A 21083-nucleotide genomic window follows, 5' to 3' on the forward strand; every position below is an offset into this window, starting at 1 on the left:
TGTCGGCAATCGGCTGCACCACCAGGGAAAACGAGCCGATATGCAGGCCGCGTACCTCAGGCCCGAGTGCCGGCAGGTGCTCCGGTTGCAATTGTCGATCCGCGCAGCCTTCGCCACGGAAGCTGTACTGCGGCGAACCATTGGCCCCGACCGCGACCATCGCCAGGGTGGTCGGCGCGGCGAAATCCAGCAGGTAGTCCTGGCACACGCCTTCATCCTGCAGCACTTGCAACAGGCGCCGGCCCAGGTAGTCGGTGGACAACCCGGCCAACAGCGCCGCGTCCACGCCCAACCGGCGCAAGCCCACCGCCACGTTGAACGGCGAGCCACCGGCAATGGCCTTGAAATTCACTTTGGAAGCCAGACCGCTGGCGTCGTTTTCACTGAAAAAATCGAACAGCGCTTCGCCACACACCAGGTACATAGTTGTTCACTCTTTAAAGGGTTGCGACATGCCGTTGATAGCGTTCATAAGCCTGCTGACAGGCTTGCACATTGTCGGCCACCGGCAGGGTTTCACTGGCCGGGTCGAGTTTCACGCAGCGCTCGCACAAGTCCGCCAGACTGTGTTCGTGCCCGTTTTCCCAGGATAAGCACCAGGCCGCCTGAATCGCTGCACCGAGGGCCGCGGCCTCACTTTGTTCAGTGCAGATCACGGGCGTGTTCATGGTGTCGGCGACAATCTGCCGCCAGACCGCGCTTTTCGAGCCACCGCCGATCAGGCAAATGCTGCGGCTTTGTAAGCCATTGCGGCGTAGCAGGTCCAGTCCGTAACGCAAGCCGAACGTCGTGCCTTCGACCACAGCGCGGCACAGGTTGGCCCGGGTCAGGTTGGTCATGGTCAGGCCCGACAGGCTGCCGCTGGCATGGGGCAGGGCGGGCACCCGCTCGCCGTTGAAGAACGGCAGCATGCTCACACCTTCGGCACCGATCGGCGCTTTGGCAACGAGCTCATTGAACTGATCGATGTCGAGGTCCAGCAGGTCGCGAATCAGGCCGGTGGCATTGGTCAGGTTCATGGTGCAGATCAATGGCAGCCAGCCGCCACTGGATGAACAGAAGGTGGCAACCGCAGCCTCCGCGGCGACGTTTGGCCTGTCTGAATAGGCGTACACCGTGCCCGACGAGCCGAGGCTCATGGTGATAGCACCTGGCTGGATGTTACCGGTGCCAATGGCCCCCATCATGTTGTCGCCGCCGCCACTGGAGACCAGCGCCCGCGGGTTGATGCCCAAGTGTTCGGCAATCCCCGGCAGAATCGTGCCGACCGCCTGGTGGGCATCGATCAGCTCCGGCAGCGCGGCTTGCAGGCGTCCGCTCGGGTCGATGTCACGCAGCAATTGCAAATCCCACTGGCGCGTACGCACATTGAAATACCCGGTGCCCGAGGCATCCCCGTAATCGCTGCAACTGCGGCCGGTGAGCCAATGGTTGAGGTAGTCGTGGGGTAGCAGAATGCGGGCGATCCGGGAAAACACCTCGGGATGTTGTTCTTTGGTCCAGAGCAGTTTGGATACGGTATAGCCCGGCGCAATGACCACGCCGAGGCGTTCCAGCGAACCCTTTTCGCCACCCACGTGGGCCAGCAGTCGGTCATTCTCCGGGGTGGTTTCGGTGTCGCACCAGAGTTTGGCCGGACGCAGCACCTTGCCCAGATCGTCGAGCAGCACCAGGCCATGTTGCTGGCCGGATACGCCGATGCCGAGGATCGACCGGCCATCGACTTTAGCCGCGAGCAACGCGCGGCGGGTGGCCGTAGCAAAGGCTTCCAGCCACTGCTGTGTGTCCTGTTCACGGCGGCCATTGGCAGCGCTGATCAGTCTGTGGCTGGCCGCTCCCTGGCCGAGCACTTCACCACTGGCCGCGTCGAGGATGATGGCTTTGGTGCCCTGGGTGCCGCAGTCGATGCCGAGGAATAGTGGTTGGGTTGTCATGCAAGATCCTTCGATATCCGTGAACCCTCATCGCGAGCAGGCTCGCTCCTACAGGAGATCTTCAGAGGACACACATGTTGTGTTCAATGAATTTCCAATGTGGGAGCGAGCCTGCTCGCGATGACGGCAGTTGTTACGCCACCGACCTTACGCCAACACCCGCTCCAGCGTCCGCGACACCCCCACCTCCCGCAAACTGTTGCAACACCACTCGAACGCCGCGACAAACTCCGGCGAGCGCGCAATCGCCGTACCAAAAATCTCCTCGACCGCCAGCAACCGCTGGGCAATCAGCACATCATCGACCACCAACGCCTGGCAGAACGCTGCACGCGGGTCCGCAATCGAGTAGGTCTCGCCATTCTCATCCACGCCTTTGAGGTACAACGCCCATGCCGCCACCACCAACGCCGCACGCTTGGTCTCGCGGCCTTCGGCGATCAGGCGGTTGATGGTCGGTACGGTGAATTTCGGAAACTTCGACGAGCCGTCCGAACACACCCTTTCAAGCTGATCGGCGATCGCCTGGTTGGAGAAACGCGCCACCAGGGTGTTCTTGTACTCGCTCAGGTCGATTCCAGGCACCGGGGCCAGTTGCGGCGTCACGTCCAGGTCCATGTAGGCGTGTATGTAGCGTACGAACAACGGGTCGTTCATGGTCTCGTGGACGAAGCGGTAACCCTTCAGGAATCCCAGGTACGTCAGCGCCAGATGACTGCCGTTGAGCAGCTTGATCTTCATTTCTTCGTAGGGCGTGACGTCATCGGTGAATTGCACGCCGACCTTTTCCCAGGCCGGGCGCCCGTTGACGAACTTGTCTTCCAGCACCCATTGCACAAAAGGTTCGCAGACCACCGGCCAGGCATCGTCCAGCCCATGCTGGTCCGCCAGTTGCAGTCGGTGCCGGGTGCTGGTCATCGGCGTGATGCGATCGACCATGGCGTTGGGGAAGCTGACGTTGGCGTCGATCCAGTCGCGCAATTCGCTGTCAAGCAAGGCGGCGAAGGCCAGCAGCGCCTTGCGGGTGACGGCGCCGTTGTGTGGCAGGTTATCGCAGGACATCAGGGTGAAGGCCACTGTGCCAGCCGCGCGGCGCCTGGCCAGTGCAGCACAGAGAAAGCCGAACACGGTTTTCGGGGTGTCGGGGTGCGCCAGGTCATGCTGGATCTGCGGCAAGTACGCCATGAACTCGCCGTTGCTGTCGTCGATGCAGTAACCGCCTTCGGTAATGGTCAGCGAGACGATGCGGATCTCGGGACTGGCCAGCTTGTCGATCAACGCCCGGGCATCGTCCTCGGCCAGCAGCATGTCGCGAAGGGCGCCGATCACCCGCACTTCGGTGGCGTCGCTATCGCCGAGTTCGAACAGGGTGAACAGGTAGTCCTGATCCTTGAGATCGTCACGGGCGCGGCGGTCCTCGGCGCGCAGGCCGACACCACAGATTGCCCAGTCCAGGCCTTCTCCGGTGTTCATCAGTGCATCGGTGTAAAACGCCTGATGGGCGCGATGGAAACCACCGACGCCGATGTGCGCGATGCCTTGGCGGGTATCGCCCAACGCGTAGGCGGGCAGGACCACTTCGGGAGCGAGGCGGTTGAGGTTCTGTTTGTTCAGTTTCATCGCAGGCTCTCTGAAATCAGGCAGCAACGCGCAATGGGCGGGTCAACGCCACGCCGTCGGCATCGAATAAATGGCAGTGTTGCGCGTCCAGGTGCAGGCTCAGGGTCTCGCCGTAGCGGCTGGCCAGATCGCCGCGAACGCGCATGGTCAGGGCTTCACCGGACGAAGTCAGGACGTGGCAGAACGTGTCGCTGCCCAGGCGCTCGCTGACATCGGCGGTGACCTGCAGGGTGCAGTCACCCGGTTTGGCCAGTTCCAGATGCTCCGGGCGAATGCCCAGCGTCACCGCACCCCCGACGCTCAGATGGGATCCGCTCAAGGGCAGGTTGATGCGGGTTCCGGCGTCCAGTTGCACTTCACAGCCCTGACTGTCGACGCGGCTGACCTTGCCCTTGAGGAAGCCCATTTTCGGCGTGCCCAGGAAACCGGCGACGAACAGGTTCGCAGGCTGGTGATAAAGATCCAGTGGCGAGCCGACTTGCTCGATCTTGCCGCCACTGAGTACGACGACTTTGTCGGCCATGGTCATCGCTTCGACCTGATCGTGAGTCACGTAGATCATCGTGGCTTGCAGTTCTTTGTGCAGGCGCAACAGTTCCAGACGCATCTGCACCCGCAGGGCAGCGTCGAGGTTGGACAACGGTTCGTCGAACAGGAAGATTTTCGGGTTGCGCACGATGGCCCGGCCGATCGCCACACGTTGGCGCTGGCCGCCGGACAGTTGCTTGGGTTTGCGCTCCAGCATCGGCCCCAACTCGAGGATGCGCGCCGCTTCGCTGACTTTTTTCTCCACTTCGGCTTTCGCTACGCCAGCCAGGTCCAAGGCGAACGACATGTTTTTGCGCACGCTCATGTGCGGGTACAGGGCGTAGGTCTGGAACACCATCGCCAGGTCGCGCTTGGCCGGGCTCACTTCGGTGATGTCGCGGCCATCGAGTTCGATGGTGCCTCCGCTGACTTCTTCGAGCCCCGCGATCAGCCGCAGCAGCGTGGATTTACCGCAGCCCGACGGGCCGACGAAGACCACGAATTCCTTGTCGTTAACTTCAAGGTCAATGCCCTTGATGATGGAAAAGCCTTCGAAGCCTTTTTGCAGATTCTTGATTTTCAGGTTGGCCATGGTGATGGGCCTCCGGTTGTTTTTATTCAGATTGAGCCGGGCAGGCTTTTCTGTAGGAGCGAGCTTGCTCGCGAAAAACTGGCAGGCGACGCGTTTTTCCTGACGACCCGCGTTATCGTTCACGTCCATCGCGAGCAAGCTCGCTCCTACAGGAATTGCATTCGGTCAGGGGGCTTTCATTTCACGGCACCGAACGACAGGCCGCGCACCAGTTGTTTCTGGCTGATCCAGCCGAAGATCAGGATCGGTGCGCAGGCCAGGGTCGAGACCGCCGACAACTTGGCCCAGAACAGCCCTTCGGGGCTTGAATAGGAGGCGATCAACGCGGTCAGTGGCGCGGCTTTCGACGAGGTCAGGTTCAGCGACCAGAACGCCTCGTTCCAGCACAGGATCAGCGACAGCAGCACCGTGGACGCCAGGCCGCCCTTGGCGATCGGCAGCAGCACCCGGAGCATTTCCTGCGCCAGCGTTGCGCCGTCCAGGCGTGCGGCCTCGAGGATGTCCTTGGGGATGTCCTTGAAGTAGGTGTAAATCATCCAGACCACGATCGGCAGGTTGATCAGCGTGTAGATCACGATCAACGCAATCCGCGTGTCGAGCAGGCCGAAACTCTTGGCCAGCAGGTAGATCGGCATCAGCACGCCCACCGGCGGCAGCATCTTGGTCGAGAGCATCCACAGCAGCGTGCCTTTGGTGCGCTGGGTTTCGTAGAACGCCATGGAATAGGCCGCCGGCACCGCGATCAGCAGGCACAGGGCCGTGGCGCTGAAGGAAATCACCACCGAGTTCCAGGCGAAGCTGAAATAGTCACTGCGCTCGTTGATGTGCAGGTAGTTCTCCAGCGTCGGCATGAAGATGAATTGCGGCGGCGTGGCGAAGGCATCGATTTCGGTCTTGAAACTGGTCATGACCATCCAGAAAATCGGGAAGAAAATCAGGATCGCGATGGCCCAGGCCAACGTGCCGAGCAGCAGGCTTTGCAGGCGACGGGTTTGTTGAAGAGTCATGGCAGGCCTCAGGCTTTGTCGGTCAGGTTTTTGCCGATCATCCGCACCAGGATGATCGCGGCGATGTTGGCGATGACCACGGCGATCAAGCCGCCCGCCGAGGCCATGCCGACGTCGAACTGCACCAGCGCCTGGTTGTAGATCAGGTACGCAAGGTTGGTCGAGGCGTAGCCGGGGCCGCCGTTGGTGGTGGTGAAGATTTCGGCGAAAACCGAGAGCAGGAAGATGGTTTCGATCATCACCACCACCGCAATCGGCCGCGCCAGGTGTGGCAGGGTCAGGTGCCAGAAGATGGCGACAGGCCCGGCCCCGTCCAGGCGTGCGGCTTCTTTCTGTTCCTGGTCGAGGGACTGCATGGCGGTCATCAGGATCAGGATTGCGAAGGGCAGCCATTGCCACGAGACAATGATGATGATCGACAGCAGCGGGTAGTGCGCCAGCCAGTCCACCGGTTGCGCGCCGAACAGCTTCCAGACGTAGGCGAGAATCCCCGACACCGGATGGAAAATCAGGTTTTTCCAGATCAGTGCGCCCACCGTGGGCATGATGAAGAACGGCGAGATCAGCATGACCCTGACGATGCCGCGACCGAGAAACTCACTGGCCTCCAGCAATGCACTGATCAGCACGCCGAACACCACACTGATCAGTAGCACGCTGCCCACCAGCAACAGGGTGTTGGTGGCGCCGGGCAGGAAGCCCGAGTCCGTCAGGAAGTAGGTGAAGTTCTCGATGCCGACAAATTCGTTTTCGCCGGGGTTGAGCAGGTTGTAGCGGATCATCGAGAAGTAGAGGGTCATGCCCAGCGGCACGATCATCCACAACAGCAGCAGTGCCACCGAAGGGCTGACCAGAAACCAGCCGGGATTGGCTACGCGGCTTTTGTGTTGCGGTTGGACAATGTCCATGTGAGCTTTGACAGTTGATGTATTCATGGCGTTAAACCGATTGGGTACAGGCAATGAAGATCAATTGTGGGAGCGAGCTTGCTCGCGATAGCGGACTGTCAGTCGATACAAATGTTGAATTTGACGGCCTCATCGCGAGCAAGCTCGCTCCCACAGTAAGCAGGAGCAGGCTGGTGCGGGTTACTTGGGATAACCCGCGCGCTTCATTTCGCGTTCAGTGGTTTGCTGGGCCGCCGCCAGGGCCTGGTCGACCGTAGTCTGGCCGATCAGCGCCGCAGAGAAGGACTTGCCGACCTGGGTACCAATGCCCTGGAACTCGGGAATGGTCACCAACTGAATACCGATGTAAGGCACCGGTCTGGCACCCGGCTTGCCCGGGTCCGCGGCCTTGAGCGATTCCAGCGTAACCTTGGCGAATGGCGCCGCACTCAAGTACGCCTCACTGTAGGTCGAGGCCCGGGTGCCCGGCGGCACGTTGGCGATGCCGTCCTTTTCCGCGACCAGTGCGCTGTATTCCCTGGAGGTGGCCCAGGCGCTGAAGGTTTTCGCGGCGTCCTTGGCTTTGGAGCTGGTCGGAATGGCCAGCGCCCAGGAGTACAACCAGGCCGAGCCCTTGTCAGTAACCTGGTGCGGCGCATAGGTGAAGCCGACGTGATCGGCAACCTTGCTCTGGGCCTTGTCGGTGACGAACGAGCCGGCGACGCTGGCGTCGACCCAGATCGCGCATTTACCGCTGTTGAACAACGCCAGGTTTTCATTGAAACCATTGCTCGACGCACCCGGCGGGCCGGATTTCTTCATGGTGTCGACGTAGAAGTTCAGCGCGTTTTTCCACTCGGGGCCGTTGAATTCCGGCTGCCACTTCTCATCGAACCAGCGCGCGCCATAGGCGTTGGCGACGGTGGTGACCAGTGCCATGTTCTCGCCCCAACCGGCCTTGCCGCGCAGGCAGATGCCGTACTGTTCCTGCCCGGGTTTGTTCAGTTTGGCGGCGAACTCACCGATCTGCTCCCAGGTCGGGCGCTCGGGCATGTCCAGGCCGGCGTCCTTGAACAGATCGGTACGGTAATAGGTAATCGAGCTTTCGGCGTAGAACGGCAGGGCATACAGCGACCCCTTCACCGACAGGCCTTCACGCACCGATGGAAACACGTCGTCGAGGGCATAGGCGGCCGGCAAATCCTTCATCGGCTCCAGCCAGCCCTTGGCGCCCCAGAGTGCGGCTTCGTACATGCCGATGGTCAGCACGTCGAACTGCCCGCCCTGGGTGGCGATGTCGGTGGTCAGGCGCTGGCGCAGGACGTTTTCCTCGAGCACCACCCAATTGAGCTTGATGTCCGGGTGCTCGGCCTCGAAGGTTTTCGAGAGCTTCTGCATGCGGATCATGTCGCTGTTATTGACGGTGGCGATGGTCAGGGTCTGGGCGCCAAGGCTGACGCCGCTGAGGGTCATGCAGGTGAGGGCAAGCAGAGCTTTTACCGAAGGTTGCATCGTGCACTCCTTTTCTGCACCCGGCGGGTTACAGAAGGACAGTTATTGTTTTTGTGTCTTCCGAAGGCAGGAAGAATGTGCACTGATTACAACCTTCATTGGAGGGCGAGACAAATCATCCATCGCACTTTAATTGATACTTTTTTGCACTGGACTTTAGGGGGGTAAACGCAAGGAAGGGGGTTTCAGCGATGGGGCAGTATTGAAACCGTACAGGTTTCAAGGCTTGGCGCTGTACTTGTGGGAGCGGGCTTGCTCCGGGCGGCGATCCGACGAAAGCGGAGTCTCAGGTTGAGAAATGTTGCCTGACACACCGCTTTCGCGAGCAAGCCCGCTCCCACATTTGATCGCATCTAGCCGAGGTTTTGCTCGGTGAGTCGCTGCACCACCAAACGCCGGTAATGCGAAGGCGTCATGCCCTTGAGCTGCTGAAAGCGCCGGTTGAAGTTGGAAATATTGTTGAAGCCCGATTCGAAGCACACGTCAGTGACCGGTTTGTCGCCATCGGCGAGCAACTCGCAGGATTTGCTGATGCGCAGGCGATTGACGAATTCGATGAAATTGCGCCCGGTGGCCTGCTTGAATACGCGGCTGAAATACGTGGGCTTCATGCCCAGGTGTTCGGCGACTTCTTCCAGCGGCAAATCCCGGGCGTAATGGGCGAAGATGTAATCCACCGCGCGGTTGGTGCGATCGATGTTGTGTTCGTCGGCCAGTTGTGGAGCGGTGGCGCCGGAGAGCAATTGGTAATCGTCGGAGGCCGCGAGCAACTCCAGCAGAATGAAAAAGTGCCCGAGCCGGGTGGCGCCGCTGGTATCGGCAATGCGCTGCATCAAGTCCATGGCCCGGGCGATGGTGTGCTTGCAGCGAAACTCAATACCGTACTGTGCGCGTTCGAGCAGCGGTGCCAGGGTCTTGAGCTCGGCGAATACCTGATAGCCGCTGTCGAACAACTCGTCGGTGAAATTGACCAGCATGTCGCGCTTGGGCACCACTTCGTCCTCGGCCACCTGGCTGATCCAGTTGTGGGGCAGATTGGGGCCGGTCAGGAACAGGGATTGCGGATAGAAGTTGCCGATGTAATCGCCAATGAACACCTTGCCGGAGCTGGCGACGATCAGGTGCAGCTCGTATTCCTTGTGGAAATGCCAGCGCACCAGCGGGCTGGGAAAACCGTGCTGGCGGTAGATGATGGACAAGCCATTGTGGTCGTCCATCAGTTCATAGGAAGGATCGGTGACTCTGGCGGGGCGGGTCATGTCAGGGCGCTTGTGTTGTTATTCCGTCCTGATCATGCCTCTTGACTGAGGGATAACGCTACTACCGGTTGAGTGCCTGCTCCTGCAAGGCGCGCTATTCCTGATTAAGCCGGTTCTTCGCCTCGATCCATTGCGCCATGTATTGAGTGCTCTTGTGCTGGTGATGACGCAGCATGCTGCCGGTAAAGTTATCTCGTCTGATGTTGGCCAGATCCCGTTGGCATTCGACGAGCCGCTGGATCAAGGCCGGGCCATGAACGGATTTCCGGTAACGGCTGGCAAGCAGGGTTTGCGCGTGCGCCTGGGCGTGGAGCCAACGCGTCTTGTCGTTGTGCAGTTGCACGGCATGATCGGCGAACTCGCGTGCCGAACGGGTCACTGCACCGGGCCATGCCTCTTCGCCGTGCATCGCCTCTGCACCGACTGGCGTCGTCACATTCGGTGTGCCACAGAGCATCGCATCGACAATCTTGCCTTTGATTCCCGCGCCAAAACGCAGAGGTGCCATACACACCCGGGCCGACGACATGACTTGCAGGGCGTCCTCTGCCCAGTTCATCACATGAAAGCCGTGTGCCGGGTTATGCAAGGCCGTCGCCTTGGGTGGTGTGTACGCACCATAGATATGCAATTGAGCGCCGGGCAATTGCTCGCGAATCAGCGGCCAGATCGCGGTTTTCAGCCAGAGCACCGCATCCCAGTTGGGCGCATGGCGAAAGTTACCGATATGAAGAAAATGTGCCCGGTCTTCGAACGCTACCGGCGCACTGGCTGCAAGCTCGACCATCAACGGGCACCAGTGCAACAGGTTGCGTGGAAACCTGAACTGCTCGACCAGCAATTCGATTTCCACCTCGGAAACCATCAGCGTCAAATCACAACGATAAAATGAGGCAATCTCGCGCTTCGCCAGATCGGTATTGGCCATGTGTTCAAATTCGTCGCGCGACGCCGGGGCGAACAGGTCGTTGAAGTCATTGTTGTCCTCACTGGCCTTCAAGCGCTCCTTGAGGCGCTGCTGCCGCCCATGCCTGAGGCTTTGCAGGTCGCAGCTTTCGAGCACGCGCAAGGCATCGGGGCAATACTTCTCGACCCGCCAGCCGAACTGTTCCTCCATCATGAATTGATCGAACAACACGATGTCCGGTGCCAGTTCGCTGATGAATGCGTCGAAACTGCTGTTGTTCAGCTCGATAGGTACTTCGCGAATACCCAGCGCCGTCAGGTCTGCGCGTTGTTCGCCGAAGCCCGCCGGGCTGCTGAACGTGATATCCCAGCCTTGTTGCAGGAAAACCTCGAGAATTTGCATGACATGCCCACTGGCCGCCGAAGAGCGGGGTTCGGGCCAGACGTAACCAATGACCAGGACTTTGGTTGCGTGGGGCTCAATCATTGACGGGAATTCCTTGAAGCGGATACAGGGCAGGTAAGAAAAACGGGGGCGCATTAAACCACAGCAAGACCCAGGGTTAGCCGAGAATGCTTCTAACCTTGTCACGCAACTGATCGATGGAGAACGGTTTGCCGATCAAGTGCATGCCTTGAGGCACTTCGATGTTATCGGCATAGCCGCTGGCAAACAGGACCGGAAGGGCTGGACGCAAAGCACGTGCTTGATTGGCCAGTTCGCGGCCGTCCATGATCGGCAGGCCCACATCGGTCATCATCAGGTCAATGTGCTGGTTCAAGTCCTTGAGCTGCTCCAGTGCCTGTTCGCTGCCATCGGCTTCAAGCACGATGTATTCCAACTCCTCCAGTACGTCGACGATCAGCATGCGCACGATGGCATCGTCTTCGACGACGAGGATGGTGGAGGCGTTGGCAGATAACATAGTGAGATTCCCGAAAAAATTGGCGTTGCCGGTCGCTCGGAATCACCGGTCTCTTGCATGAGTAAGTGACGGATCCCGACAAGTTCCCAGCGCGATGAAAAAAGAATGGCCGCGCAGGTCAGGCAAGGATAACCCGCTGCTTTGGGGGGCGCAGCGGAATGTAGGACCCTGCGCAAAAACACGTCAGAAAAATGGATCAACGTGCCATTTTTGGGGCAAACTCCTTGCACTCTGACAGTTCTACAAGGCCTGCCCCATGACCCCTGTGTCCTCGGTTGATGAGCAACGATTTCGTAAACTCCTGAGCCGTAACATCAGCCTGCCCTTGGGTCTGGGCCTCATCAGTGCAGTGTTCTTCGTGTCGCTGATCAGCTATTTACTGTCGACGATCCAGTGGGTGCAACACACCGACCGGGTGATCAATAACGCCAATGACGCGGTCAAGCTGACCGTGGACCTGGAAACCGGGATGCGCGGTTTTCTGCTCAGTGGTGACGAACATTTCCTCGATCCCTACGAAACCGCCAAGCCGCGCATCGCCGTGGCCCTCAACACGTTGCTCGAGCTGACCGCCGATAACCCGGTGCAGACCGACCGCTTGTTGCGGTTGCAGGCCTTGCAGCAGGAGTGGGCCCAATACGCGCAATCGCTGATCGATTTGCAGCGCAGCAGCGGTGACTTTCGCGCCGTGGTCAAGGCCGGACGTGGCAAGCGACTGACCGATGAAATTCGCAAGCAGTTCGAGGAAGTGATCGACGCCGAACAACAATTGCGCACATCGCGCAATGATGAAGTGCGACGTACCACGGTCATGAGCATCAGCCTCTACCTGTTGTTCATTGCCGGGGTCAGCGGGTTGCTGGCGTATGTCGGGCGCCGCGATTTGTTGACTCTGTCGCAGAACTACAGCGTCAACCTTGCCGCCCAGCAGGCCAGCGCCCATCGTCTGGAGCAGCAGGCCTGGCTGCGCAACGGCCAGACCGAACTGGCCGAGCAAGTGCTGGGGCAATTGAGCCTGAACATGCTGGGTCGCAACATCCTGCAATTTTGCGCGCAGTACCTCGGCACCGCCGTGGCGGCCATTTATGTTCGGGAAGAACAGGGCGGCCTCAAGCGCATCGCCACCTACGGCTTCTCCCGTGAGCAGGAAGATCGCGAGCAGCAGATTTACAGCGACGAAGGCATTGTCGGCCAGGTGGCGCAACAGGCACGACTGATTCGCCTGGACGAGGTGCCGGGTGATTATTTCAAGGTCAGCTCCGGCCTCGGCGAAGGTTTGCCGCGCAGTGTGCTGGTGGTGCCAACCCGCGACGACGACCGGGTCAATGGCGTGATCGAGTTGGGTTTCCTGCGTCCGCTGACTGACCGCGATGTCGCGTTGCTGGAGTTGATTGCCAGCAATATCGGCACGTCCATCGAGGCCGCACGTTATCGCCAGCGCTTGCAGGATGTGCTGGCTGAAACCCAGCAGCTCAATGAAGAGCTGCAAGTGCAGCAGGAAGAACTCAAGACCGCCAACGAAGAGCTCGAAGAACAGTCGCGGATTCTCAAGGAGTCCCAGGCGCACCTGCAAACCCAGCAGGTGGAGCTGGAGCAGACCAACGAACAACTCGCCGAGCAGGCTGAAGCACTGGCCGGGCAACGCGATGCCATGGACCTGAAAAATGCCGAACTCAATCAGGCCCGGATCCAGCTCGAAGAGCGCGCTGAAGAGTTGCAGCGCTCAAGCAAGTACAAGTCCGAGTTCCTCGCCAACATGTCCCACGAGCTGCGCACGCCGCTGAACAGCTCCTTGATCCTGGCCAGGCTGCTGGCGGAAAACCCGGAGGGAAACCTCAGCGCCGAGCAGGTCAAGTTCGCCGAATCGATCTACTCCGCCGGCAATGATTTGCTCAACCTGATCAACGACATTCTGGACATTTCCAAAGTCGAGGCCGGCAAGCTGGAAATCCGCCCGGAGAACACCAGCGTGGCACGCCTGGTGGAGGGCCTGCGCGGTCTGTTCCAGCCATTGGCCACGGACAAGCAGCTGGATTTCCAGGTGAATATGCAGGAAGGCGCGCCGCTGATGCTGTTCACCGACCGCCAGCGCCTGGAGCAGGTCCTCAAGAACCTGTTGTCCAACGCCGTGAAGTTCACCGAAAAGGGCAGCGTCAGCCTGCTTGTCGCCATGGCGCCAAACGAGGGCATTGCGTTTACCGTCCGCGATTCCGGTATCGGCATAACGGCGGATCAGCACGAAAGCATCTTCGAAGCGTTCCGTCAGGCCGATGGCACCACCAATCGGCGTTACGGCGGCACCGGGCTGGGTTTGTCGATCTCCCGTGATCTGGCAGCCTTGCTCGGCGGCTCCATCAGCGTGACCAGCACGCCGGGGCAGGGCAGTGCGTTTACACTGGTCTTGCCGCAGCAGTACGTGGAACCGGGCGAAGTGCCTGTCGAACCGATGCGAGCCGTTCCTGTGACGGCTGCACCGAGTGTATCGCCGCCCACGTTGTCGCCACTGATTGCCGACGTCGACATTCCGCGTTTCGACGACGATCGCCACAACGGCCCGTTCACCGGCCGCTGCATTCTAGTGGTGGAGGATGAGGCCAACTTTGCGCACATCCTCTACGATCTTGCCCATGAACTGGGTTATCAGTGCCTGGTGGCCCATGGCGCAGACGAAGGTTATGACCTGGCCAAGACGTTCATTCCCGATGCAATCCTGCTGGACATGCGCCTTCCGGATCATTCCGGCCTGACCGTGCTGCAACGTTTGAAGGAGCACGCCGAAACCCGGCACATCCCGGTGCATGTGATTTCGGTCGAGGACCGGGTTGAAGCGGCGATGCACATGGGCGCCATTGGCTATGCGGTCAAACCGACCACCCGCGAAGAACTCAAGGACGTGTTCGGCCGCCTTGAGGCCAAGCTGACCCAGAAGGTCAAACGCGTGCTGCTGGTCGAAGATGACGATTTGCAACGCGACAGCATTGCCCGCCTGATCGGCGACGATGACATCGAGATCACCGCCGTTGGCCTTGCGCAGGAGGCACTGGACCTGCTGCGGGCTTGCGTTTTCGATTGCATGATCATCGACCTCAAGCTGCCGGACATGCTCGGCAATGACCTGCTCAAGCGCATGTCCACCGAAGACATCTGCTCGTTTCCACCGGTCATCGTCTATACCGGGCGTAACCTGACCCGGGATGAAGAGGCCGAACTGCGCAAGTATTCGCGCTCGATCATCATCAAGGGCGCACGCTCACCGGAGCGGCTGCTGGACGAGGTGACGCTTTTTCTGCACAAAGTCGAATCACGGTTGTCCCATGAGCGGCAGAAGATGCTCAAGGTCGCCCGCAGTCGCGACAAGGTCTTCGAGGGCCGCAAGGTGTTGCTGGTGGATGACGATGTGCGCAACATCTTCGCCCTCACCAGCGCGCTGGAGCAAAAGGGCGCGGTCGTGGTCATTGGCCGCAACGGCCGTGAAGCGATTGAACGATTGAATGAGGTGCAAGACATCGATCTGGTGTTGATGGACGTGATGATGCCGCAGATGGATGGTTTCGAAGCCACCGTTGAAATCCGCAAGGACCCACGCTGGCGCAAGTTGCCGATCATTGCGGTGACGGCCAAGGCCATGAAGGACGATCAGGAACGCTGCCGGCAGGCCGGTGCCAACGATTACCTGGCCAAGCCCATCGACCTGGATCGCCTGTTTTCGCTGATTCGTGTCTGGTTGCCGAAGATGGAACGTATCTAGTGGAGTGCAATTATTCAGTGGCGCGAAACAGCGAAATCGAATTGCGGTTGTTGATCGAGGCGATCTACCTCAAGTACAGCTACGATTTTCGCGATTACTCCGGCGCTTCGATCAAGCGCCGGATCAACCATGCGTTGAGTCAGTTCGAGTGCAACACCATCTCGGCGTTGCAGGAAAAGGTCCTGCACGATCCCATCGCCTTCATGCAGCTGCTGCAATTGCTGACCATTCCGGTCAGTGAGATGTTTCGCGACCCTTCGCACTTCCTGGCCATCCGCAAGGAAGTGGTACCGCTGCTGCGAACCTACCCTTCGATCAAGATCTGGATCGCCGGATGCAGCACCGGTGAAGAGGTGTATTCGATGGCCATTCTGCTACGCGAAGAAGGCCTGCTCGACCGAACCATCATCTACGCGACCGACATCAATCCGCGCTCACTGGAAAAGGCCAAGCAAGGGATTTTCTCGATGGAGAATGTCCGCGCCTACACTGCTAATTACCAGCAGGCCGGTGGCCAGCGCTCGTTTGCCGACTACTATACGGCCGCTTATGGGTACGCCATTTTTGACAAGACGCTGCGCGAGAACGTGACCTTCGCCGATCACAGCCTGGCAACGGACAGCGTATTTTCCGAAACTCAATTAATTTCATGTCGTAACGTATTGATTTATTTCAATAAAAAACTTCAGGATAGGGCGTTCGGGCTGTTTCATGAGTCCCTCTGCCATCGCGGTTTCCTGGTGTTGGGCAGCAAGGAAACCCCAAATTTTTCAGCCTTTGGCAATCAGTTCGAGCCGCTGGTCAAACTAGAACGGATCTACCGAAAATCATGAACAGTGCAGCGAACTTGCAGCCGGACTACCTACTTCCTGTACGCGGCATCGACCGTTTGCTTGTCGAGCTGGAAAGAATCGCATGCTAAGAAATATCCAGGCCAAAGTGCTGATCGTCGACGATCTGCCGGAGAATCTGCTGGCGCTCGAAGCGCTGATCAAGCGTGAGGACCGAATCGTGTACAAGGCGCTGTCCGCTGACGAAGCCTTGTCACTGCTGTTGCAACACGAATTCGCCTTGGCCATCCTCGATGTGCAGATGCCCGGCATGAATGGCTTCGAGCTGGCCGAGTTGATGCGTGGCACGGAAAAAACCAGGAACATCCCGATCGTTTTCGTCAGCGCCGCCGGGCGTGAACTGAATTACGCGTTCAAGGGCTATGAAAGCGGTGCCGTGGACTTCCTGCACAAGCCGCTGGATATCTACGCGGTCAAGAGCAAGGTCAATGTGTTCGTCGACCTGTATCGCCAAAGCAAGGCGATGCAGGAACAGGTGCTGGCCCTTGAGCACAGTCGCCGCGAACAGGAGACCCTGCTCAAGCAGCTGCAAAACACCCAACTGGAACTGGAGCAGGCGGTGCGCATGCGCGATGACTTCATGTCCATCGTCGCCCACGAAGTGCGCACGCCGCTCAACGGCCTGATTCTTGAAACCCAGTTGCGCAAGATGCACCTGGCCCGGGACAACGCAGCCGCCTTCACCCTGGACAAAATGCACGCCATGGTCGACCGCGACGAGCGGCAGATCAAAAGCCTCATACGTTTGATCGAAGACATGCTCGATGTCTCGCGCATTCGCACCGGCAAGTTGTCGATTCGGCCGACGTGTTTCGATCTTTCAGCGCTGGTTCGGGAATTGTTGCAGAATTTTTCCCGGCAGATCGACGCTGCCGAGACGTCGGTCACACTCGATGCCGAGCAACCGGTGATCGGAAATTGGGACGAGTTTCGTATAGAACAGGTCATTTCCAACCTGTTGACCAACGCCTTGCGCTATGGGGCCAAGGGCCCGATCTCGGTGAAGGTATACAGTGAGGAGGGCCGGGCGCTGGTGGACGTGCAGGACCAGGGGATCGGCATCAGCGAGGAAAACCAGGAGCGGATTTTCCAGCAGTTCGAACGGGTATCGGCCAAACACGCCGTCGCCGGACTGGGCCTGGGATTGTTCATTTCAGAACAGATTGTAACCGCCCATGGCGGTACTATTACGGTCCAGAGCCGGATTGGCGAAGGCGCCTTGTTTCGCGTTTGTCTGCCGCTGTAGGAAAACAGCCAAAGAAACGCAACCTCTGATCGACACCACGGTCGTATCAGCAGCAATTGACCGAACAAAGGCTTCCCCATGAGCGAAGATGCACAAGATGTAGTACTCGTCGTCGAGGACGATCCCTCGATTCTGATGGTGCTGTCCGCTTATCTGTCGGGCGAGGGTTACCGCGTATTGCAGGCCGAAAACGGCGAGCAGGCTTTTGAAATCCTGGCGAGCAAACCGCACCTGGACATGATGATCACCGACTTCCGTCTGCCCGGTGGCATCTCCGGCGTGCAGATCGCCGAACCCGCCGTGAAGCTGCGACCGGAACTCAAGGTGATTTTCATCAGCGGCTATGCCCAGGAAATCCGTGAGACCGACAGCCCGATCACGCGCAAGGCGCCGATTCTCGACAAGCCATTCGATCTGGATAAATTACAGGAGCTGATGCAGGACATGCTTTCGTAAGCAAGTCGGGGGTTAAAGCCCTTGCTGCAATGCCGGATCATCGGGGTTCATCTGCTCGAGTTGCGCCAACAGGATCTGTACGTTTTGCAGTTGGCCGCTTTCTTTCCAGAAATTGATCAGCAACACCCGGGCCTTGCGGTCATTCGGATGACGCTGAACGATTTCCTGCAACTGTTTCTGCGCCGCTTCCAGCTCCTGCTCGCCGTGCAACGTGGTGGCCAGGTCGTAGCGGTAATCCCGGTTGTTCGGCTCAAGTTCCACGGCCTTGGACAGGCCAAGCAGGGCGAATTCGCTTTGCTCGTGATGCAGCAGCCAGAGCCCCAGCGCATGTTGCAGGTAGGCCGAATCGGGCTGTGCCTGGAGTTGCCTGGCCAACAACTGGCGGGCGGCGTCGATCTGGCCCTGTTTATCCAGCACCTCGATTTGCAACACCAGCGCCGGCAGGTTGTCCGGCGCCAGGCGCAGGGTGTTGTCCAGCGCCTGTTGCGCTTGCTTGAGCTCGGCGTTGTGCAGGTGCAACCGGGCCAGTTGGTATTGGTTTTCCGCGCTTTGCGGCTCGCTCTTGAGTACTTGCTCCCAGGCATCGATGGCTTGCTCCAGCGGCCCAAAATACAGGCCGAGTTCATCCGGGGACAAGCCCAGCAGCGCATTGATCGCGGCCAGTCGAACGTTTTGTTCGCTGTCGTCGAGCAATGGCCCCAGCAATAAACTGCGCTGGCCGTTCGGTACCAGGCCGCTGATGCTCTTGATCGCGGCGATACGCACCTCGGGCGACTCGTTCTGCAAGTCGGCATCCGCCAGTTTCAGGGCCACCGAGCTTGGATAATTGGGCAACTCGGCATGCAGCCAGACACGACGCTTGGGAGGCAGGTCCGGACGACGCAATTGCTGATAAAGCACCCGCGCGGCACCGGGTTGACCGGCCCGGGCAGCCGCCAGCGCTTCGCTGTAGCCATGCTGGATGGCTTCGGGAACCACCGGGGTGGTATCGCGCAGGGAAAACCACGCAAGGCCGATGACGAGCAGGGCGAAGACGCTGATAAACAGATAGCGGCGGGACTTGGGCATGCAGGAATCCGAAAGCTGGCAAGCTTTTGCAAAGGCGCAAGCTTCGGTCAGGCGCGGCTTTGAGTCAAACCTTGACGACGTTCACGCTCGATTCAAACGGTTGAACAACCCTTCAGCCGACAAACAACGGGCCTGCAAGCTGTGTCGACAGCAAAACCTCTCGAGGCACCGCAGCAGTGACTACGCTTGCTGGAGGTGTCACTTCGAGCGCTCCCATGCAAGCGTTGCTGCAGTACTTCAAGGCCATGCTCAACCCCGGGCCCGGGGTGTTGCTGTTTGCCTTGAGAACCATCGCGGCCGGGCTGTTGACCCTGTACCTGGCGTTCCTGTTCGATCTCGACCAGCCAAAATGGTCGATCATGGCCGTGGTCATCATCAGCCAGCCACTGGGCGGCATGGTGCTGGCGCGCAGTTTTGGCCAGGTGATCGGCACCACGACGGGCGCGGCCGTGGCGGTACTGATCATGGCGATCTTTCCCCAGGCGCCGCTGCCGTTCATCACCACCCTGGCGTTGTGGCTGGCGTTGTGCACCGCCGGTGGCACCTTGTTGCGCTATACCAGTTCCGGGGCGTTTGTCCTCAGCGGCTACACCGCCGTGGTGGTGGCCTTGCTGGCAGTGCCGGACCAGGACGGCATGTTTTTGCTGGCGGTGACCCGCGTCACCGAGACGCTGCTGGCGGTTGCCTGTGTGTGCGTGGTCAGCCTGCTTACCGCCAGGCCGGAAGCCGTGGCCCGGGATTACTTCGCCAGGATCGATCAAATCACCCGGTTGCTGGCCACCCATGCCAGCGCCGTCATCCGCACCGAAGAGAGCGAAGCGGATTTCCAGCACCGGCAAATGCAGCTGTTGGGCCAGATCAGCGGCCTGGAGGGCGTGCGCCGGCACATGTACTTCGATGCCCCACGGTTACGCAGTGCCAATGGCCTGGTGCAACTATTGGGCAACCAACTGGTGTTGTTGACCGCTAGGCTGACCGCTCTGCGCCATCAGCGGCTGTTGTTGACCGAGCGCTGGGAGGGTGAGTTGCCTGAAGAGATTCAGCGGTTACGCGCCGAAGAACTGGCCTTTCTCGATGAACTGGCACTACAGGGGCGTTCGCTATCCAGTGAAAAACGCCATCATTTCACTTCGCTGCAACAACGCTTTGATGAGCTGGCGTACAGAGCCGAACAATTGACCGAGCCGCTACCGGCCACCTTGCGTTCACTGGCCTGGTCGCTGCGCTGGGAGCAGGCGCGTCTGCTGCAGCAACTGGAGCAGATTCTGGAATTGAGCGATGCCATCCAGAGCGGGCGACCCGCCAGCAGTGTGTTTCGCGGGCGGGAAAACCCGTTGCATCTGGACTTTACCCTGGCGACCATGAATGCCGTCCGGGCCTTTTCCGCGCTATTGATAGCCGGTCTGATCTGGATCGAAACCGGCTGGGACGGTGCGCGAGGCGGGATGGTGCTGGTGGGCATCCTTTGCTCGCTGATGTCGACGTTTCCCCGACCGCTGCTGGCGGTTCAAAGCTATGCGAGGGGATTCGGGCTGGCATTGGTGGCCTCGGCGCTCCTTCAGTTCATGTTTGTCCCGATGATCAGCAACTTCGAGATGCTTGCCTTGCTGCTGGCGCCCTTGCTCTACGCCGTCGCGGTGGGGCTGGCCAGTCCACCCACCACAGGTACCGGGATTGGCCTGGGACTCACGACTTTTCTGTTGCTCGGCCCGTTGAACGTGGGGATTGGGCAAAACACCGCCATCCAGTGGTTTGAGTTTGCCGGGGCTTACACCTGCGCGACCGTACTGGCCTTGAGTGTCTACGCGCTGATCTTTCCGTTCAGGCCGGATTTGCGCATGCGCAGGCTCCACAAAGAGAACGGCGAGCAGGTGTACGCCTTGCTGAAAACCTCGGCGACCGATGAGCAGCAGTTTGCGTTCGAGAGCCGTATGGTTGATCGCCTGACCATGATGCTGGGGCTGCTGCCGGCGACCCGGGAGCCACAATCACGTGAGCGGTTCCAGGTCAGCCTGGGCTGCATGGCATTGGGTACTGCCTTGAATCAGCTCCGGCAGCAGGGGCAGAACAACGCGTTACTGAGTCCGGCTCTGCAAACTCGTCTGTTTTCGACCGTGCGGGAAACGGGAAGGCTGGTCGCCGGTCGGCCCGGGGTCGAAGTGGCGCAGGTGATTGATAGCCTGCACGCCTTGGGCGACGACCTGGACGCCCTGCATACCGATGTTCATGAGCGCTTGTGGTCGGTGTTCCGGATGCGGGTGGCGCTGCTGATCGTGGTGTCGTTCGTCGAGCGTTATCGCGGCTACTTTCAACCCTCCGGTCTTGAAGGAGACCCAGTCCTTGCCCATTGATCTGGAAGTGGGGGGGGCCTATCTGCCCCCGATTGCCCAGGCGCTGCTGCTGGGCTTGCCGATTTTTCTGTTGCTGGACTGGACGTTGCGGCGCCTCGGTGTGTTGCAGTTTGTCTGGCACGAGGCATTGTTCGAAGGTGCGTTGTACGTCTGCGTCTGCGCTACATTGATTCTGGTGATGGGAGCCTGATG

17 protein-coding genes are annotated in these 21083 nt (G+C 59.6%); 6 read left to right on the forward strand and 11 right to left on the reverse strand.

All coding sequences use genetic code 11. From position 1 onward, the window contains the following. From PMI29_RS07575 to PMI29_RS07530, 10 genes are all read right to left on the reverse strand, one after another. A partial coding sequence (locus tag PMI29_RS07575; RefSeq protein WP_008001515.1) for a PfkB family carbohydrate kinase occupies positions 1-424 on the reverse strand: 424 nt, incomplete at its 3' end. Between the two features lie 13 nt (positions 425-437). Further along, complete coding sequence (gene xylB / locus PMI29_RS07570) at positions 438-1934, reverse strand: xylulokinase (protein ID WP_008001517.1); 1497 nt, start codon at positions 1932-1934, stop codon at positions 438-440. Between the two features lie 147 nt (positions 1935-2081). Then, positions 2082-3554, reverse strand: coding sequence for a mannitol dehydrogenase family protein (locus PMI29_RS07565; RefSeq protein WP_008001519.1), 1473 nt, complete (start codon positions 3552-3554; stop codon positions 2082-2084). A 16-nt stretch (positions 3555-3570) separates the two neighbouring features. Then, complete coding sequence (locus PMI29_RS07560) at positions 3571-4674, reverse strand: ABC transporter ATP-binding protein (protein ID WP_033052605.1); 1104 nt, start codon at positions 4672-4674, stop codon at positions 3571-3573. 176 nt (positions 4675-4850) lie between these two features. Further along, a complete protein-coding gene (locus tag PMI29_RS07555) occupies positions 4851-5681 on the reverse strand; it encodes a carbohydrate ABC transporter permease (protein ID WP_008001523.1) in 831 nt (276 codons plus the stop codon). 8 nt (positions 5682-5689) lie between these two features. Next, positions 5690-6589 carry a carbohydrate ABC transporter permease gene (locus PMI29_RS07550; protein ID WP_008001525.1) on the reverse strand — a complete coding sequence of 300 codons (900 nt, stop codon included), beginning with the start codon at positions 6587-6589 and terminating at the stop codon, positions 5690-5692. A 180-nt stretch (positions 6590-6769) separates the two neighbouring features. Further along, entirely contained in the window at positions 6770-8080 is a 1311-nt protein-coding gene (locus PMI29_RS07545; RefSeq protein ID WP_008001527.1) for an ABC transporter substrate-binding protein, read from the reverse strand. 353 nt (positions 8081-8433) lie between these two features. Then, positions 8434-9339, reverse strand: coding sequence for an AraC family transcriptional regulator (locus tag PMI29_RS07540; RefSeq protein ID WP_008001529.1), 906 nt, complete (start codon positions 9337-9339; stop codon positions 8434-8436). 94 nt (positions 9340-9433) lie between these two features. After that, positions 9434-10732, reverse strand: a complete 1299-nt coding sequence (locus PMI29_RS07535) for a glycosyltransferase (protein ID WP_008001531.1) — start codon at positions 10730-10732, stop codon at positions 9434-9436. A 76-nt stretch (positions 10733-10808) separates the two neighbouring features. Beyond that, a complete protein-coding gene (locus PMI29_RS07530) occupies positions 10809-11171 on the reverse strand; it encodes a response regulator (RefSeq protein WP_008001534.1) in 363 nt (120 codons plus the stop codon). A 256-nt stretch (positions 11172-11427) separates the two neighbouring features. Here PMI29_RS07530 and PMI29_RS07525 point away from each other — a divergent pair, with 256 nt between their 5' ends. The 4 genes from PMI29_RS07525 (at position 11428) to PMI29_RS07510 (ending at position 17472) form a co-directional block, all read left to right on the forward strand. After that, positions 11428-14919, forward strand: a complete 3492-nt coding sequence (locus tag PMI29_RS07525) for a response regulator (protein ID WP_008001536.1) — start codon at positions 11428-11430, stop codon at positions 14917-14919. Next, the gene (locus PMI29_RS07520) at positions 14919-15752 is read left to right on the forward strand and encodes a CheR family methyltransferase (RefSeq protein ID WP_008001538.1); all 834 of its coding nucleotides are present in this window, start codon (positions 14919-14921) and stop codon (positions 15750-15752) included. Before PMI29_RS07525 ends, PMI29_RS07520 begins: the two co-directional genes overlap by 1 nt. 82 nt (positions 15753-15834) lie before the next feature. Further along, positions 15835-17016 carry a hybrid sensor histidine kinase/response regulator gene (locus tag PMI29_RS07515; RefSeq protein ID WP_008001539.1) on the forward strand — a complete coding sequence of 394 codons (1182 nt, stop codon included), beginning with the start codon at positions 15835-15837 and terminating at the stop codon, positions 17014-17016. A 78-nt stretch (positions 17017-17094) separates the two neighbouring features. Further along, positions 17095-17472 carry a response regulator gene (locus tag PMI29_RS07510; RefSeq protein WP_007970583.1) on the forward strand — a complete coding sequence of 126 codons (378 nt, stop codon included), beginning with the start codon at positions 17095-17097 and terminating at the stop codon, positions 17470-17472. A 12-nt stretch (positions 17473-17484) separates the two neighbouring features. On the opposite strand, the gene PMI29_RS07505 is transcribed toward PMI29_RS07510, so the two are convergent. Then, positions 17485-18540, reverse strand: coding sequence for a tetratricopeptide repeat protein (locus tag PMI29_RS07505; RefSeq protein WP_008001541.1), 1056 nt, complete (start codon positions 18538-18540; stop codon positions 17485-17487). Positions 18541-18755: 215 nt separating this feature from the next. Between PMI29_RS07505 and PMI29_RS07500 the strand changes: the two genes are divergently transcribed. Together PMI29_RS07500 and PMI29_RS07495 are read left to right on the forward strand one after the other, a co-directional pair. After that, entirely contained in the window at positions 18756-20891 is a 2136-nt protein-coding gene (locus PMI29_RS07500; RefSeq protein ID WP_008001543.1) for an FUSC family protein, read from the forward strand. Continuing rightward, positions 20881-21081: a DUF1656 domain-containing protein gene (locus PMI29_RS07495; RefSeq protein ID WP_008001544.1), complete on the forward strand. Its 201-nt coding sequence runs from the start codon at positions 20881-20883 to the stop codon at positions 21079-21081. Before PMI29_RS07500 ends, PMI29_RS07495 begins: the two co-directional genes overlap by 11 nt. Positions 21082-21083 lie beyond the last annotated feature (2 nt).

Origin of the sequence: Pseudomonas sp. GM49 (genome assembly GCF_000282355.1) — a bacterium.
GTDB lineage: Bacteria > Pseudomonadota > Gammaproteobacteria > Pseudomonadales > Pseudomonadaceae > Aquipseudomonas.